Below are 15687 nucleotides of genomic sequence, written 5' to 3' on the forward strand. Positions count from 1 at the left end.
TTGTCTACGCGCGTTACTTCGCGATCGCCGTCCTGACCGGACCTCCCGGGTTCCGGAAGCCCTGGTCAACTGCCCTAGACTCGAAGGCGTGCCACGTGGTGACGGAAGACTCAACCACGATCTTCTTCCCGGTGAGAAAGGCCCCCAGGACGCGTGTGGCGTCTTCGGTGTCTGGGCTCCCGGCGAGGAGGTCGCCAAGCTCACGTTCTTCGGCCTTTACGCCCTGCAGCACCGCGGTCAGGAATCCGCGGGCATCGCAGTGAGCAATGGCTCCCAGATTCTCGTCTTCAAGGACATGGGGCTCGTGTCCCAGGTCTTCGACGAGGCCTCGCTGGGGTCGTTGCACGGGCATATCGCCGTCGGACACGCCCGCTACTCGACCACCGGGTCCTCGGTCTGGGAGAACGCCCAGCCGACCTTCCGGGCGACCGTTCACGGTTCGCTGGCCCTCGGGCACAACGGAAACCTGGTGAACACCGCCGAACTGGCGGCCATGGTCGCCGAACTGCCCGGTGAGGAGCACGTCTCGCGCTCCGGCCGGACGGCCGCGACCAACGACACCGACCTGGTGACCGCCCTGCTGGCCGGCCACCCGGACCTCTCCATCGAGGAGACGGCCAAGGTCGTGCTGCCGAAGGTCAAGGGCGCCTTCTCGCTCGTCTTCATGGACGAGCACACTCTCTACGCCGCCCGCGACCCCCAGGGCATCCGCCCGCTGGTGCTCGGCCGGCTGGAGCGCGGCTGGGTGGTCGCCTCCGAGACGGCGGCGCTGGACATCTGCGGCGCCTCCTTCATCCGCGAGGTCGAGCCCGGCGAGCTGATCGCCATCGACGAGAACGGCATGCGCACCTCGCGGTTCGCCGAGGCCAAGCCCAAGGGCTGCGTCTTCGAGTACGTGTACCTGGCCCGCCCCGACACCTCCATCGCCGGCCGCAACGTGCACCTCTCCCGGGTGGAGATGGGCCGTCGGCTGGCCGCGGAGGCGCCCGTCGAGGCGGACCTGGTGATAGCCACGCCCGAGTCCGGCACCCCCGCCGCGATCGGGTACGCCGAGGCCAGCGGCATCCCGTACGGCTCGGGCCTGGTGAAGAACGCCTACGTGGGCCGCACCTTCATCCAGCCCAGCCAGACGATCCGCCAGCTCGGCATCCGGCTCAAGCTGAACCCGCTGCGCGAGGTCATCGCCGGCAAGCGCCTGGTGGTCGTGGACGACTCGATCGTGCGCGGCAACACCCAGCGCGCGCTGGTGAAGATGCTGCGCGAGGCGGGCGCCGCCGAGGTGCACATCCGGATCTCCTCGCCGCCGGTGAAGTGGCCCTGCTTCTTCGGCATCGACTTCGCCACCCGCGCGGAGCTGATCGCCAACGGCATGACCATCGAGGAGATCGGCCGCACGCTCGGGGCCGACTCGCTCTCGTACATCTCGATCGACGGCATGATCGAGGCCACCAAGCAGCCCAAGGACAAGCTCTGCCGGGCCTGTTTCGACGGCGAGTACCCGATGGAGCTGCCGGACCCGGCGCTGCTCGGCAAGCTCCTGCTGGAGGCCGAGATCAAGGGCGGCCAGCAGCAGCCCGCCGTCCGCGGCAAGCCGACCAGCGGCAGCGACCTGGACGGCGTCCAGTCGCTGCTCGGCGGGGCGGGCGCGGCCGACGCGCTGCGCCGCCCGTAACGAACGCACGGTGGGGTCCCGCGAACCGGGGCCCCACCGCTGTCTCCGGACCACCCCCACCTGACCCGAAAGGGCCGCACGCAGTGACCAGCAACCAGAACGGCGCCACCTACGCCGCCGCCGGTGTCGACATCGAGGCGGGCGACCGCGCCGTCGAGCTCATGAAGCAGTGGGTGAAGAAGGCCAACCGCCCCGAGGTGGTCGGCGGTCTCGGCGGCTTCGCCGGCCTCTTCGACGTGTCGGCCTTCAAGAACTACGAGCGGCCGCTGCTGGCTTCGGCCACCGACGGCGTGGGGACCAAGGTGGCCATCGCGGCCGCCATGGACAAGCACGACACCATCGGCCACGACCTGGTCGGCATGGTCGTGGACGACCTCGTGGTGTGCGGCGCCGAGCCGCTGTTCATGACCGACTACATCTGCGTCGGCAAGGTCGTCCCGGAGCGGGTCGCCTCGATCGTCAAGGGCATCGCCGAGGGCTGCGCGCTGGCCGGCTGCGCCCTGGTGGGCGGCGAGACGGCCGAGCACCCGGGCCTGCTCGGCCCGGACGAGTACGACGTCGCGGGCGCCGGCACCGGCGTGGTCGAGGCCGACGCGCTGCTGGGCTCCGAGCGGGTCCGGGCCGGCGACGTGGTGATCGCGATGGCCGCCTCCGGCCTGCACTCCAACGGCTACTCGCTGGTCCGCCACGTGCTGCTGAACGAGGCCGGCTGGAAGCTGGACCGCAAGGTCGAGGAGTTCGGCCGCACCCTCGGCGAGGAACTGCTGGAGCCGACCCGGATCTACTCGCTGGACTGCCTGGCGCTCACCCGCGCGACCGAGGTGCACGCCTTCTCGCACGTCACCGGCGGCGGCCTGGCGGCCAACCTGGCCCGGGTCATCCCGGACGGCCTGCACGCGCGCCTGGACCGCGGCACCTGGACCCCGCTGCCGGTCTTCCGGACCGTCGCCGAGGTCGGCCGGGTGGCCACCCTGGAGCTGGAGAAGACGCTCAACATGGGCGTCGGCATGGTCGCGGTCGTCCCGCCGCACTCGGTGGACGCGGTGCTGTCGATCCTGGAGGACCGCGGCGTCGAGGCCTGGCTGCTCGGCGACATCGTGGAGCGCACCGACGAGCACGGGGCCGGTGCGGCCCTGTACAACGCCTACGAGGGCTTCACCGCGGGCTGACCGGCCCGCGGACGCGAGAGGGCCCCTCCGGTGCGCCGGAGGGGCCCTCTCGTACGTCGGGGGCGTTCGACCGGGCCCCGAGAGCCACGCGAAAGCCGAAGCCGTAGCCCCACCCGCCTACCCGCCCGCGGGAACGCCGAAGACCGGTCCGGCGCCCAGGGGCGTCAGGACCGGTCCGGCGAAGCTGCGGTCTACGAGCGGCGGGAGGCCTGCGACGGCCCGGTGCCCGGTCCGGTGTCGTCCTCGTCGTCGAGGTCGGCGTAGCGGGCGGCGTACTCCGCGTACGGGTCGTCGTCCTCTTCCTCCTCCTCGATCGGCTCAGGGTCGATCGAAGCAGTGGACGGCGATACGCCCAGCTCGTTGGACAGACGGTTAGCGTCGAACCCGCCGCTGTTGTACTTCAGCTCGCGGGCGACCTTCGTCTGCTTGGCCTTGGCCCGGCCGCGCCCCATGGGTCGACCCCCTCAACGATGGGGCTCACGGCCCCGAGTCTGACACGTGTTCATGATCAGGACCGGCCTGCCCGAATGGGAGGACCGTCCCTTGGAGCATTAACGGTACCTGTTTCCGCCGCTGGACGGTACGTCGTCGGTGTGACGTGGCGCGCACCGGCTGCACCCGAGACCAGGTCTTCCCAGGTCAGGGGAGGTTTTGCGGCGTTTGGCACGCTGTCCGGAGGTGATCGGGGTCCGTCGTTCCAGGACTGATTATCCCCCCTAGGGGGGCGTCGGATCACCCGTTCGGGCGGAGAAGTGAGAATCCGGTTCCACATCGTGATGCGCGGGGGGCCGGAGGTGACGGCCCCCCGCGCACCGGGTCACCGGAGGGAGCCCGGTCAGCCCCGGCGGCTGCCCGGCAGCAGGACCGAGCGCAGCGCGCTGATCTCGCGCATCCGCTTCTCCGCCAGGCGGTCGGCGGCGACCGCCGGCGGGATGCCGTCGGAGGCGGCCCGGGTGAAGATCTCCAGGGTGGTGTCGAAGATCTTGGTGGCCTTGTTCTTGGCCCGCTCGAAGTTGAAGCCGTCGATCTCGTCGGCGACCTGGATCACGCCGCCGGAGTTCACCAGGTAGTCGGGGGCGTAGAGGATGCCGCGGTCGGCCAGGTCCTTCTCGACGCCCGGGTGGGCCAGCTGGTTGTTGGCCGCGCCGCAGACGACCGAGGTGCCGAACTCGCCGAGCGCCGAGACCACGGAGTCGGTCAGCGCGCCGCCGAGGGCGCAGGGGGCGTAGACGTCCAGCTTGGCCTGGAGCAGGGCGGCGGTGTCGGCGACCACCTCCACCTCCGGGTGGGCGGCGCGGACGCGGTTGACGGCGGCCTCGAAGGGGTCGGTGACGACGACGGTGGCGCCGTCCGCGACCAGGTGGCCGACCAGGTAGTGGCCGACCTTGCCGACGCCCGCGACGCCGACCCGCTTGCCGCGCAGCGTGGGCTGGCCCCAGCGGGCCTGGGCGCTGGCGCGCATGCCCTGGAAGACGCCGAAGGCGGTGAGGATGGACGAGTCGCCGGCGCCGCCGTGCTCGGGCGAGCGGCCGGTCACGAACTCGGTCTCGCGCGCGATGACGTCCATGTCCTGGACGTAGGTGCCCACGTCGCAGGCGGTGATGTAGCGGCCGCGCAGGGACTCCACGAAGCGGCCGTAGGCCCGGAGCATGGCCTCGTTCTTGTCCTTGTTCGGGTCGCCGATGATGACGGCCTTGCCGCCGCCGAGGTCGAGCCCGGCCAGCGCGTTCTTGTAGGACATGCCGCGGGACAGGTTCAGCGCGTCCTCCAGGGCCGCCTCTTCGGAGGCGTACGGGAAGAAGCGGGTGCCGCCGAGGGCGGGGCCGAGCGCGGTGGAGTGGATGGCGATGATCGCCTTGAGTCCGGAGCTGCGGTCGTGGCAGAGGACGACCTGCTCGTGGCCGTCGCCGGGGGCGCCGTCCTGCTCGGTGCGGAAGATCCTGCTGAGCACGCCGGGTGCGGGGTGCGTGGCGGGGGTCTGTACGTCGGTCACTGTGGTGACTCCAGTATCGCGGGCCCGCTGCTGTGGTGCGGGCGTCTGGGGCGAAGCGTAGTCGCGCCGGAGCCGCCGATCAGCCGTCTTGTCCGAGCTTGTGCCGGTTGTCCGAAGGGTGAGACGGGAAGGGGGCCGGGGTGCGGGCGCGAACGGTTCGGGGTCGCGCTCTCCCCGGGCCGTGCGGCTCGTGCGACCATGCAGGACGTGACCGTCGTACGTACTTCCGTACTGCCGCCCTACGCCGCCCACCTGCGGGTCTACGAGCCGCTGGCGGCCTATCCGGAGCCCGAGCGGGCGCGCTGGCAGGCCTATGCCGCCGAGCACGGGCCGGACGCGGCGGTGGCGGAGCAGTCGGTGGCGGAGGCGGGGCTGGAGGAGCAGCGGGAGGCCCTGGCGGAGCTGGCCGCCCGCACGCCCCGGGCCCTGCCGGAGCAGGAGAGCGGGCGGGCGTACCTGCGGATCGTGGACGGCGTACTGTACGTGTGCCCGTGGGCGACCAGGCTGCGCAGTTGGCAGGCGCTGGAGGAGCTGCGGGCGGGGGCTCCGGTGGCGCTGCTGGACACCGCGGTGCCGCCGGTGACCCGGGCGGCCGCCGAGGCGGACCGGGAGCGCTGGCGGGCCGGGCACCCGGACGCCCGGCCGTGGATCCTCACCAGCCGGTGGGAGGTGCCGGTGCGCTGGTTCCTGCCGTTCGGGGACGAGGACCGGTGCTTCGTTCCGGGGGGAGCGGGCACGGGAGGGGGAGAAGAGGGGGAGGGGGAGCGGGGGAGGCCGGCGGCGCTGTTCTACCTGGTGCCGATGGCCCAGGCCCGGCGCCGGGTGGCACGCGCCTACCGGGCGCTGCGCGAGGCGGTGCCGGACGGGGAGCTGGTGCGCGGGGCGGAGCAGGTCGGGCGCTGGCTGGAGGAGTTCCATCCGCGTTCGCTGGTGGAGTTGGACTACGGGGGGCTGGTGCATCTGCTGGGGCCGGAGCGGCTGTTGGCGGACCGTTCGGCGGGGGAGCTGGAGGAGGGGCTGCGCGCCCTGCGGGCGGGGGACGCCGACGGGGCGTTGCGCGCGTACGGGGAACTGACGGGGCGCTGGCGGCGGGTGCTGGCCCTGCGGCACGCGAACTGACGTCCGACCGCCCGTGTATGACTGTGAGGGGTCTTTGGTCCACAACGGTGCCGACCAAGGTCCTGGTTCGGGTCAATAGCTGTCGAACGTGACACTACTCACCGTTGACGCGAACTTACCCCTATGTGCAAAAATGGGACAACCAGCCCAACTTCACGTGAGCGTGCCCACTTTTGGGTGGTTCTGGAGTCGATGCGTGCTTTGCGGGGAAACAGGGGGTCTGGTCCCCTCGTAACCGGACGTCACTGCCGTGTGACTGTCCGTTATGGGGTGGTCCATCGCCATCCGTCAGCCTTGAACCCGTGAGGGGTCAATTTTGGCGGTTTGGTCGATAGGGCTGGACGGATGGTGTAGTTGTAGACACCAGGACAAGCCGTTCGTCCTATAACCGACTCGGCCCGTCTATGCCATTTCGGGCATCGCGGGCCAAGGTGCAGAATTTGAAGGATAGAACCGCCCTGGTTCGGTTCTCCCGAGGAGGCCGCTCATGACCGCTCGTACCCCTGATGCTGAACCGCTGCTGACGCCGGCGGAAGTTGCCACCATGTTCCGCGTTGACCCGAAGACGGTCACCCGCTGGGCCAAGGCGGGCAAGCTGACGTCGATCCGCACGCTCGGTGGTCACCGTCGTTACCGTGAGGCGGAGGTGCGCGCACTGCTGGCCGGGATTCCCGCTCAGCGCACTGAAGCCTGATAGGCCGAAGGCTCTTTCGAAGGGGCCGCTAACCGGACTCCGCCGGGTCCGGTTAGCGGCCCCTTTGTCGTACCCGCGATCGGGCTTCTGGGCCGTCTTCCGGTCGCCTTCCGGTACCGTCCGGCCGGTCGGAATGCCGAACTCCGGATAACGATTTGATGCGCATGAGGCGGGGGGGATTTACAGTGAATAACAGTGCAATTTTACATATTAAATTAGTGCTGTACGAGAGAGGGGGCTTCGGGGGTGATTCCCGGGGGGTTCAGGTGACGACGGTCACACGGTCCGTCACTTGTGGGCCGGACCTGGTCCGGGGTAGGCGACGGACGGTCAAAAGCAAGAGGCCCGGAACCTGACGGTTCCGGGCCTCTCGCACTGCGGCGATCCCGACGGGACTTGAACCCGCGACCTCCACCTTGACAGGGTGGCGAGCTAACCAACTGCTCCACGGGACCAGAGTTTTCTGATCTCGTTCACTCGCTTGCCGCGCTGCGAACAAGACAGACTGTAGCCCATGGTGGGCCCCCAGGTCGAACTGGCTCCTGAAGGCCCACCACGCACCCGCAGCTCAGGGCGCCGCCCGGGTCACAGGGACGCCCGGGCCGCCTCCATCGCCTTCATGATCCGCTTCTCCGAGACCGGGCTCGGCGTGCCCAGCCCCTGGGCGAAGAAGCTGACCCGCAGCTCCTCGATCATCCAGCGGATCGCCCGCACCTCCTGCGACGGCTGCCGCCCGGCCGGCACCGCCGCCAGCAGCTCCCCGTACGCCTGCTGCACCTGCTGGACCTTCAGCAGCTGCTGGGCGTCCCGCTGGGGGTGGTTGGGCAGCGCCTCCAGCCGGCGGTCCACCGCCAGCAGGTAGCGCTTGAGGTCGGGCAGCCGCTGCCAGCCGGTGGCCGTCACGAAGCCCGGGTGCACCAGCGAGGCCAGGTGCAGCCGGACGTCGTTCACGGCGCTCAGGAGCACCGGGCTGCTCACCGACTTCAGCCGGGTCGACGCCTTGTGGAAGGCGATCAGCGCGGTGGCCGTCTTCAGCGTGGTGTCCGCGGACAGGTCGTAGAGGTCCGCCCGCACCCTGTCGTGCAGCTTGGCGAAGGCCGCCTCGTCCCAGGCCGGGCCGCCGGAGAGGGTCATCAGCCGGTCCGTCGCGGCGGCGACGACGTCCTCGAACAGGGCGGCGATCGAGCCGTGCGGGCTGTGCGAGAGCGCCAGCTTCGCCTGGTTGCCCAGCCGGCCCTGGATCGACTTGGCCGGGGAGGTGGTGGTCAGCATCAGCAGCCGGCGCGTCCCCTCCCACATCGCCCGCGCCTGCGCCTCCGGGGTGTCGAACAGCTTCACGCCGACCGACGCGCCCTCGTCCACCAGCGCCGGGTAGGCGCGCAGCGAGTGGCCGCGGGAGCGCTGCTCGAAGGTGCGCTGGAGCACCGGCAGCCCGGCCGGCCAGGCGGTCAGCCCGCTCTGCTCGATGCCCTGGCCGGAGGCCGCCGAGGAGAGCGTCTCCTTCAGCCTGGGCTTGAGCTTCAGCCGCAGCTCCTCCAGGTCCTTGGACTCGGCGAGCCGGCGCTTGCCGTCCACCACCCGGAAGGTCACCTTGAGGTGGTCCGGCACCCGCTCGTCGTCCCAGGCCTCCGGCGGCACGGTGACGGCCGTCAGACGCTTCAGGGCGTGCTCCAGGGACGGCAGCAGTGGCTCCTGGCGGTCCTTCACCGCCCGCAGCGCCGCCTTGGCGAAGTCCGGGGCCGGCACGAAGTTGCGCCGGATCGCCTTGGGCAGCGACTTGATGTACGCGGTGACCAGTTCCTCCCGCAGCCCCGGGATCTGCCAGTCGAAGCCCTCCGCGGTGACCTGGTTGAGCACCGGCAGCGGGATGTGGACGGTCACGCCGTCCGCGTCGCTGCCCGGCTCGAACTGGTAGGTCAGCGTGAAGCGCAGCTTGCCCTGCTGCCAGTGGTCCGGGTAGTCGGCCTCGGTGACGCCGCCGGCGGCGTCGTTGATCAGCATCGACTTCTCGAAGTTCAGCAGGTCCGGCTGGTCGTGCCGGGCCTTCTTCCACCAGGAGTCGAAGTGCCGGGTGGAGACGATCTCCTCGGGCAGCCGGGCGTCGTAGAAGTCGAACAGGGTCTGGTCGTCCACCATGATGTCCCGGCGGCGGGCCCGGTTCTCCAGCTCCTCGACCTCGCCGAGCAGCCTGCGGTTCTCGCCGAAGAACTTGTGGTGGGTCTCCCAGTCGCCCTCGACCAGCGCGTTGCGGATGAACAGCTCGCGACAGAGCCCGGCGTCGATCTTCCCGTAGTTGATCTTGCGCTGGGCGACGATCGGCACCCCGTAGAGGGTCACCTTCTCGTACGCCAGCACGGCGCCGGCCTTCTTCTCCCAGTGCGGCTCGCTGTAGCTGCGCTTGATCAGGTGCCCGGCCAGCGGCTCGACCCACTCCGGCTCGATCTTGGCGTTGATCCGCGCCCACAGCCGGGAGGTCTCCACCAGCTCGGCCGACATCAGCCAGCGCGGCGGCTTCTTGAACAGGCCGGAGCCCGGGAACACCGCGAAACGGGCGCCGCGGGCGCCGCCGTACTCGCGCTTCTCCACGTCGAACAGGCCGATGTGGGACAGCAGTCCGGCCAGCAGCGACTGGTGGATCCGGTCCGCGTCCGGCTCGGCGTCGGGGTGTTGCTCCTCGATCGTCACGCCCAACTGCTTCGCGACGGTGCGCAGCTGGGTGTAGACGTCCTGCCACTCCCGTATCCGCAGGTAGTTCAGGAACTCGGACTTGCACATCCGGCGGAAGGCCGAGGAGGACAGCTCCTTCTGCTGCTCCCGGACGTAGCGCCACATCGCCAGGTAGGAGAGGAAGTCGGAGGTCTCCGAGGTGAACCGGCGGTGCCGCTCGTCGGCGGCCTGGCGCTTCTCGGCGGGGCGCTCGCGCGGGTCCTGGATGGACAGCGCGGCGGCGATCACCATGACGTCGCGCACGCAGCCGTTCTTGTCCGCCTCCAGCACCATCCGGGCCATCCGCGGGTCCACCGGGAGCTGGGCGAGCTTGCGGCCGAGCGCGGTCAGCCGCTTGCGCGGGTCCTTCTCCTCCGGGTCGAGCGCGCCCAGCTCGTGCAGCAGGTGCACGCCGTCCTTGATGTTGCGCGAGTCCGGCGGGTCCAGGAACGGGAAGGCGGAGATGTCGCCCAGACCGGCCGCGGTCATCTGCAGGATCACCGAGGCCAGGTTGGTGCGCAGGATCTCGGCGTCGGTGAACTCGGGGCGGGAGAGGAAGTCCTCCTCCGAGTACAGCCGGATGCAGATGCCGTCCGAGGTGCGGCCGCAGCGGCCCTTGCGCTGGTTGGCGCTGGCCTGGCTGACCGCCTCGATCGGCAGTCGCTGCACCTTGGTGCGGTGGCTGTAGCGGGAGATCCGGGCGGTGCCCGGGTCGATCACGTACTTGATGCCGGGGACGGTCAGCGAGGTCTCGGCCACGTTGGTGGCCAGCACGATCCGGCGGCTGTGGGAGCGCTGGAACACCCGGTGCTGCTCGGCCGAGCTGAGCCGGGCGTACAGCGGCAGGATCTCGGTGTTCCTGAGCTTCAGCTTGGTGAGGGCGTCGGCGGTGTCGCGGATCTCGCGCTCGCCGGAGAGGAAGACCAGGATGTCGCCCGGGCCCTCGTCCTGCAGCTCCTGGGCGGCCTCGCAGATCGCCTGGATCTGGTCGCGGTCGCGGTCGTTCTCGTCCTGGTCCTCGTCGCCCTCGTCGACGACCGGGCGGTAGCGCACCTCGACCGGGTAGGTACGGCCGGAGACCTCGATGACCGGGGCGTCGCCGAAGTGCCGGGCGAAGCGCTCCGGGTCGATGGTCGCGGAGGTGATCACGACCTTGAGGTCGGGGCGGCGCGGGAGCAGCTGCTTGAGGTAGCCGAGCAGGAAGTCGATGTTGAGGCTGCGCTCGTGCGCCTCGTCGATGATCAGGGTGTCGTACTGGCGCAGATCCCGGTCGGTCTGGATCTCCGCCAGCAGGATGCCGTCCGTCATCAGCTTGACCAGGGTGTCCTGGCCGACCTGGTCGGTGAACCGGACCTTCCAGCCGACCGCCTCGCCGAGCGGGGTGTCCAGCTCCTCCGCGACGCGCTCCGCCACCGTGCGGGCGGCGATCCGGCGCGGCTGGGTGTGGCCGACCAGACCGCGGATGCCGCGGCCCAGCTCCAGACAGATCTTCGGGATCTGGGTGGTCTTGCCGGAACCGGTCTCACCGGCGACGATCACCACCTGGTGGTCCCGGATCGCCGCCAGGATGTCGTCCTTCTTCTGGCTGACCGGGAGCTCGGCGGGATACGTGATCTTCGGCACGGCGCCCCGGCGCTGCTCGACCAGCAGCTCGGCGCGATCGATGTCGGCGGCGATCTCGGCGGCGACCTTCTGCCGGGCCTCCGGCTTGCGGACCCGGCGGGCCCCCTCCAGCCGGCGCCCGATCCGCACCTCGTCGCGCAGGGTCAGCTCGGGCAGGCGGGCGGCCAGCTCACCGATTCCGGGACCCTCGGCGGGAACGGAGGCGGACTGGACTGCGGGAGAACTCACTGCGGGCATCCCTCTAGGTTCGCAAGGAGGCACGGCGGAGCGCACCTCGGTTTTCGAGCCCCTCCAGTGTCACAGCCGCCGGCGGGGAATCGCGAACGCCGGGCAACGGTCCACTGCGGTTCCGGACTCTGGAGGGACGAGGAGGTGCTCATGGGAGCCCAGAAGGCTGCCCGGGACGAGGAGTTCCGGGAGTTCACCGGCAGTGCGTGGTCACGGCTGCTGCGCACCGCATACCTGCTCGCAGGGGACCGGCACGGCGCCGAGGACCTGGTCCAGCAGGCACTGGAACGGGCCTACGTCCACTGGAACAAGGTCCGGGCGGCCGACGACCCGAACGCCTACGTGCGCCGCATCCTGATCAACGAGCACGCCCGGCGGTACCGGCGCAGACCCGCCGAGTACCTGGTCGAGGCCTTCCCCGACCGGCCCGCCCCGACCGGCCCCGACCCGGACGACCGGGCCGTGCTGCTCGGCGCGCTCTCCGCCCTGCCGCCGCGCCAGCGCGAGGCCGTCGTCCTGCGGTACTGGGAGGACCTCAGCGAGTCCCAGACCGCCGCGGCGATGGACTGCTCGATCGGCACGGTGAAGAGCCAGGCGGCCAGGGGACTGGCCAAGCTGCGGGCGGCCTCCTCAATCAACGGACTGACCAGCATCGGAGGTAGCAGATGAGCACGGAGTCCATGCCCGGGCACGAGGACGTGGAGGCGGCCGAGGTCGAGGCCGCCATCTCCTGGGAACTGGGTGATCTGGCCGACAGCGTCGAGGCCGGGCCGGTGCCGTACGACCGGCTGCTCGCCGGCGGGCAGCGCCGACTGAGGCGCCGGCGGCTGCTCACCGCTGCGCTGGGCGCGGCGCTGGTGGTGGCGGTCGGCGGGACGGGGGCGGTGCTCGGCGGGTCCGGGCACAGGGCGTCCTCGGCGGTCGCCCCGGCGGCGTCCGGCGTCTCCCCGACGGCGTCGGCCTCCCCGTCCGGGAACGCCACGCCGGTCGCCGGAGCCGCCACGCCGGTCAGCGCCGCCGCTTCGGCGGTCGCCGGAGCCGCTTCGGCCGGGCCGACCCGGGACCCGTTCACACCGACCCGGGTCAAGGCCGGTGAGGGCACCGTGAACGGCCACACCCTGGAGGCCTGGATCGCCCTGTGGCCGGCGGCCCCCACCGCGGACGACGGCCTCAAGCAGGACAAGCTGATCTGGGAGGAGCGGCACGCCGCCGACCCGGTCCTGTCGTCGAGCGACCAGCCGAACCCCGACGCGCGCTGGGACCCGCACATGGACCGGTCCGACGTCTACCTGACCGTGGACGGCAAACGGCAGCCCGGCGACCACGTGCAGTCGATCCCCGCCCCGGGCGGGACGGAGAAGGACCCTTCGCCGGCCATCATCAGCGGCGAGGTGCTCAACCGGGTGGTCGGGGCGGTGGGCATCCCGGACATGGTGGTCGTCCGGGTCCGGCCCGACGTCGCGAGGGTCGTGGTCACCTGGAAGAACGGCGGCTCCGTCGACGCGGTGCCGGTCGCGGTCGGGGACTCCACGTCCCGCTGGTACGCCGTCGTCCGCAAGCCGGGCTCCAGCGACAACGCCGCCACCTCCTACGCCGCGGACGGGTCGGTGCTGCGGACCCAGACCACCTGGTGGTGATCCGGCGTCGGGTCACGGAGTGAGTCGCCGGTTGTGGGCGCCGGGCGGCACCGTGGATCCCGCGGCGCGACGGATCGTCAAGAACGGGCCGGCCGCCGCCGTCGTGCGGCATCCGCTCGCTGCCTGGGCCGTGGCGGGGTGGCCGGGCCGTGGCGGGGCGCCCGGGCCGTGGCGGGGTGGCCGGGCTGTGCGGGGCGACCGGGCCGTGGCTGGGGTGGCCGGGCGGACTCACGGTTGGAGGGCGGCCTCGTCGGCGTCCGGAAGCCAGTCCCGGGCCGGGTCGTACTCCAGCCACCTGCAGCGGGCCGCCTCGGCGGCGAACGCCCTTAGCAGGACGTCCAGTTGACCGTCCCGGTCGGCGTCCCGGTCGGTCCGCCAGAGCAGTGACCAGGCGTACAGCGGTGTCGGGCCGACCAGCGGCACGGCGCGGACGTCCGGACGGTCGGGCAGCGGGGCGTCGGCGGGGACGAGCGAGAAGCAGCTCGGATCGGCGGCCACCTGGTCGAGGAAGTGCTCCAGACCCAGATTGGTCGAACCGACCCGGCCGGTGATGCCGAACCGGGTGGCGAAACGGGTCAGGAAGTCCAAGCGGTCCACCGCCGCCGGGTAGCGCAGCACACTGCCGCGCAGCTCGGCCGGCGCCAGGGCGTCCCGGCCCGCCAACGGGTGGTCGACGCTCAGCAGGGCGTCCACCGGCTCCAGCCGGACCAGCCGGTGCGTCAACCCGGCGTCGGCACCGTCCTGGAGGGCGTGCACCCGGCCGAACCCCGCGTCCGACTCCCCGCGCAGCAACGCCGCCGCGACCGACGGCAGGTCCCGGCCCGGCACCGGCTCCACCTCCAGCCCCGGGGCGGCGTCCACCGTCTGGGCGAGGGTGCGCATCGGGGCGTACAGGTGGCCCCAGACGTCGATCCGCAGTGGCCGTCCGGCGGCCCCGCGTACGGCTGATACCGCTTGCTCGCCCTGTGTCAGCACCCGGCGGGCGGGCTCCAGGAAGCGGGCACCCGCGCCGGTCAGCCCCACGCCTCGGGCGTCGCGTTCCAGCAGTCTTGCGCCGAGGGCGGCTTCCAGGCGGGCGATGCGCTTGGACAGGCCTTGTTGGCTGATGCCCAGGCGGGAGGCTGCGCGGCCGAAATGGGATTCCTCGGCGGTGGTGACGAAGGCTCGTACCTGTCCTAGATCCAGATCCACGGGGGGCACCTTAGCGGGGGGTGTGTTCGTGGGGGGGGCTCTCGGGAGGGTGGGTGGGTGCCGGGGGCGGCTCCGGGGGTGGCCGCTCCGGGGGCTGGATGATTTTCCGACTGCCGACCCTCATAGCGGGGGGCTGGGCGCCGTTGGCAGTCTGAAAATCACCCGTCACGCCCCTCTCCGCAGCCACCCCCTGCGCCGCCCCCTCCCGCAGCGCGTCCTTCTCGCCTGGTGAGGAGGGGGAGGTGGGTGGGTGGGTGCGGGTGGGGTGGCTGGGGGTGGGTGCGGGTGGGGGGTGGGGGAGTTGCGGGCGCGCGGGCTTTCGCCCGGCGCGCCCGCTGGGGTGGGGGTGGGGTGACAGCTGGTGGTTGTCGTTGCTCCGGGTCGGTTGTTGGACCGGGCGTTGTCGGGCGGGGTGAGGTGGGGGCATGGCGAGTGGAGGGAGTGCGGGGATGAAGGCGCTGGTGGCGACGGGGGACGCGGCGGAGCCGGTGCGGTTCGCGGAGGTGGAGCAGCCGCAGCCGGGGCCGGGGGAGGTGCTGGTGAAGGTGGAGGCGTTCTCGGTGAACCGGGGGGAGACCTTCCAGTTGGAGGCGCCCAGGGCCGGGTGGCGGCCGGGGAAGGACGTCGCCGGGCTGGTCGTGCAGGCCGCCGCCGACGGGTCGGGGCCCGCGGTGTGTCGGCGGGTGGTGGCTCATCCGCCGGCGGCCGGGTGGGCCGAGTACGTGTGTGTGCCGGCCACGTCGCTGGCCGAGTTGCCGGACAGCCTGGATGCCGTACGGGCCGCGGCGTTGCCGTTGGCGGGGCTCACCGCGTTGCGGTTGCTGCGCACGGTGGGGGCGGTGGCCGGGCGGCGGGTGCTGCTGACCGGGGCGTCCGGCGGGGTCGGGCACTACTTCACCGAGTTGGCCGCGGCGGCCGGGGCCGAGCTGACGGTGGTCACCGCCTCGGCGGAGCGCGGCCGTCGGCTGGCCGAGCTGGGGGCGGCCGAGGTGGTGCACGACCTCGGGGCGGCGCGCGGCCCGTACGACCTGGTGCTGGAGTCCACCGGCGGTGCCGGTCTGCCGCTGGCGCTGGCCCGGCTGGCCCGCCGCGGCACCCTGGTCTGGTTCGGCCAGGCCTCCCGGACGCCCGCCACCCTGGACTTCTTCGACTTCTTCAAGGGCCCCGAGTCGGCCACCCTGCGGCACTTCCACTACGCGGACTCCGATGTCCCGGACGGCGAGGACCTGGCCACCCTGGTGCGCCTGGCGGCGGCCGGCCGGCTGACCCCGGAGATCGGCCGGGTCGCGCCCTGGGCGCAGACCGCGACCGCCCTCACCGACCTGCGCGAGCGCCGGATCCGCGGCAAGGCCGTGCTGACCGTCGCCTGATTACGCCTCCGGAAAGGAACTCCTGTCGTGTCCTTCTTCGACACCCCCGGTCTGCTGCCCGAGTTCGTCGCGCTGGTCCGCCCGCGCGCCCACGGCGCCGGCCTCGACCTCTACGAGTACGACCGGGTGACCGCCGGGCTGACCTCCCTGCTGGACTGGCCCGCCGCCTTCGACGCCGCCGGCCGGCGCCACCTCGCCGAGGCAGGGCGCGCGGCCGCCGAGGAGATCGGAAGAGAGGCGGGTAGGGGGGGGGGGGGGGGGGGGGGGGGGGGGGGGAGGGGTGGG

General features: G+C 71.8%; 11 protein-coding genes, 1 tRNA gene and 1 pseudogene. 8 read left to right on the forward strand and 5 right to left on the reverse strand.

What is annotated here, in order from left to right; all coding sequences use genetic code 11:
• The first annotated feature begins 88 nt into the window (after positions 1-88).
• Positions 89-1672 carry an amidophosphoribosyltransferase gene (purF, locus tag BG452_RS40780; RefSeq protein WP_188309412.1) on the forward strand — a complete coding sequence of 528 codons (1584 nt, stop codon included), beginning with the start codon at positions 89-91 and terminating at the stop codon, positions 1670-1672.
• 83 nt (positions 1673-1755) lie between these two features.
• On the forward strand, positions 1756-2841 hold the full coding sequence (purM, locus tag BG452_RS40785) for a phosphoribosylformylglycinamidine cyclo-ligase (protein WP_188309413.1): 1086 nt from the start codon (positions 1756-1758) through the stop codon (positions 2839-2841).
• A 191-nt stretch (positions 2842-3032) separates the two neighbouring features.
• Here purM and BG452_RS40790 read toward each other — a convergent pair whose 3' ends face one another.
• Positions 3033-3293, reverse strand: a complete 261-nt coding sequence (locus tag BG452_RS40790; protein WP_188309414.1) for a DUF3073 domain-containing protein — start codon at positions 3291-3293, stop codon at positions 3033-3035.
• Positions 3294-3676: 383 nt separating this feature from the next.
• Positions 3677-4834, reverse strand: a complete 1158-nt coding sequence (locus BG452_RS40795; protein ID WP_188309415.1) for a Glu/Leu/Phe/Val dehydrogenase — start codon at positions 4832-4834, stop codon at positions 3677-3679.
• A 198-nt stretch (positions 4835-5032) separates the two neighbouring features.
• On the opposite strand from BG452_RS40795, the gene BG452_RS40800 reads away from it, so the two are divergent.
• On the forward strand, positions 5033-5953 hold the full coding sequence (locus tag BG452_RS40800) for a hypothetical protein (protein WP_188309416.1): 921 nt from the start codon (positions 5033-5035) through the stop codon (positions 5951-5953).
• A gap of 487 nt (positions 5954-6440) precedes the next feature.
• Complete coding sequence (gene bldC, locus BG452_RS40805) at positions 6441-6647, forward strand: developmental transcriptional regulator BldC (RefSeq protein ID WP_014137253.1); 207 nt, start codon at positions 6441-6443, stop codon at positions 6645-6647.
• A gap of 381 nt (positions 6648-7028) precedes the next feature.
• Here the strand turns inward: bldC and BG452_RS40810 are convergent.
• Together BG452_RS40810 and hrpA are read right to left on the reverse strand one after the other, a co-directional pair.
• Positions 7029-7102: transfer RNA gene (locus BG452_RS40810), tRNA-Asp, on the reverse strand.
• A 130-nt stretch (positions 7103-7232) separates the two neighbouring features.
• Positions 7233-11213: an ATP-dependent RNA helicase HrpA gene (gene hrpA, locus BG452_RS40815; RefSeq protein WP_188309417.1), complete on the reverse strand. Its 3981-nt coding sequence runs from the start codon at positions 11211-11213 to the stop codon at positions 7233-7235.
• 141 nt (positions 11214-11354) lie between these two features.
• On the opposite strand from hrpA, the gene BG452_RS40820 reads away from it, so the two are divergent.
• Positions 11355-11873 carry a SigE family RNA polymerase sigma factor gene (locus BG452_RS40820; RefSeq protein ID WP_188309418.1) on the forward strand — a complete coding sequence of 173 codons (519 nt, stop codon included), beginning with the start codon at positions 11355-11357 and terminating at the stop codon, positions 11871-11873.
• Positions 11870-12841, forward strand: coding sequence for a hypothetical protein (locus tag BG452_RS40825; protein WP_188309419.1), 972 nt, complete (start codon positions 11870-11872; stop codon positions 12839-12841). The genes BG452_RS40820 and BG452_RS40825 overlap by 4 nt, the downstream gene beginning before the upstream one ends.
• Before the next feature lie 228 nt (positions 12842-13069).
• Here BG452_RS40825 and BG452_RS40830 read toward each other — a convergent pair whose 3' ends face one another.
• On the reverse strand, positions 13070-14032 hold the full coding sequence (locus BG452_RS40830; protein WP_188309420.1) for a LysR family transcriptional regulator: 963 nt from the start codon (positions 14030-14032) through the stop codon (positions 13070-13072).
• 449 nt (positions 14033-14481) lie between these two features.
• Here BG452_RS40830 and BG452_RS40835 point away from each other — a divergent pair, with 449 nt between their 5' ends.
• Together BG452_RS40835 and BG452_RS40840 are read left to right on the forward strand one after the other, a co-directional pair.
• Positions 14482-15402 carry a zinc-binding dehydrogenase gene (locus tag BG452_RS40835; RefSeq protein ID WP_188309422.1) on the forward strand — a complete coding sequence of 307 codons (921 nt, stop codon included), beginning with the start codon at positions 14482-14484 and terminating at the stop codon, positions 15400-15402.
• 27 nt (positions 15403-15429) lie between these two features.
• A pseudogene (locus tag BG452_RS40840) lies at positions 15430-15687 on the forward strand (hypothetical protein); the annotation flags it as partial.

Origin of the sequence: Streptomyces sp. CBMA123, from assembly GCF_014596465.1 — a bacterium.
Taxonomy (GTDB): Bacteria; Actinomycetota; Actinomycetes; order Streptomycetales; family Streptomycetaceae; genus Kitasatospora.

Coding starts and splice junctions, on each gene's coding strand:
- BG452_RS40790 (WP_188309414.1), bottom strand. CDS start 3,293: ATGGGGCGCGGCCGGGCCAAGGCCAAGCAGACGAAGGTCGCCCGCGAG.
- BG452_RS40800 (WP_188309416.1), top strand. CDS start 5,033: ATGCAGGACGTGACCGTCGTACGTACTTCCGTACTGCCGCCCTACGCC.
- bldC (WP_014137253.1), top strand. CDS start 6,441: ATGACCGCTCGTACCCCTGATGCTGAACCGCTGCTGACGCCGGCGGAA.
- hrpA (WP_188309417.1), bottom strand. CDS start 11,213: ATGCCCGCAGTGAGTTCTCCCGCAGTCCAGTCCGCCTCCGTTCCCGCC.
- BG452_RS40820 (WP_188309418.1), top strand. CDS start 11,355: ATGGGAGCCCAGAAGGCTGCCCGGGACGAGGAGTTCCGGGAGTTCACC.
- BG452_RS40825 (WP_188309419.1), top strand. CDS start 11,870: ATGAGCACGGAGTCCATGCCCGGGCACGAGGACGTGGAGGCGGCCGAG.
- BG452_RS40835 (WP_188309422.1), top strand. CDS start 14,482: ATGAAGGCGCTGGTGGCGACGGGGGACGCGGCGGAGCCGGTGCGGTTC.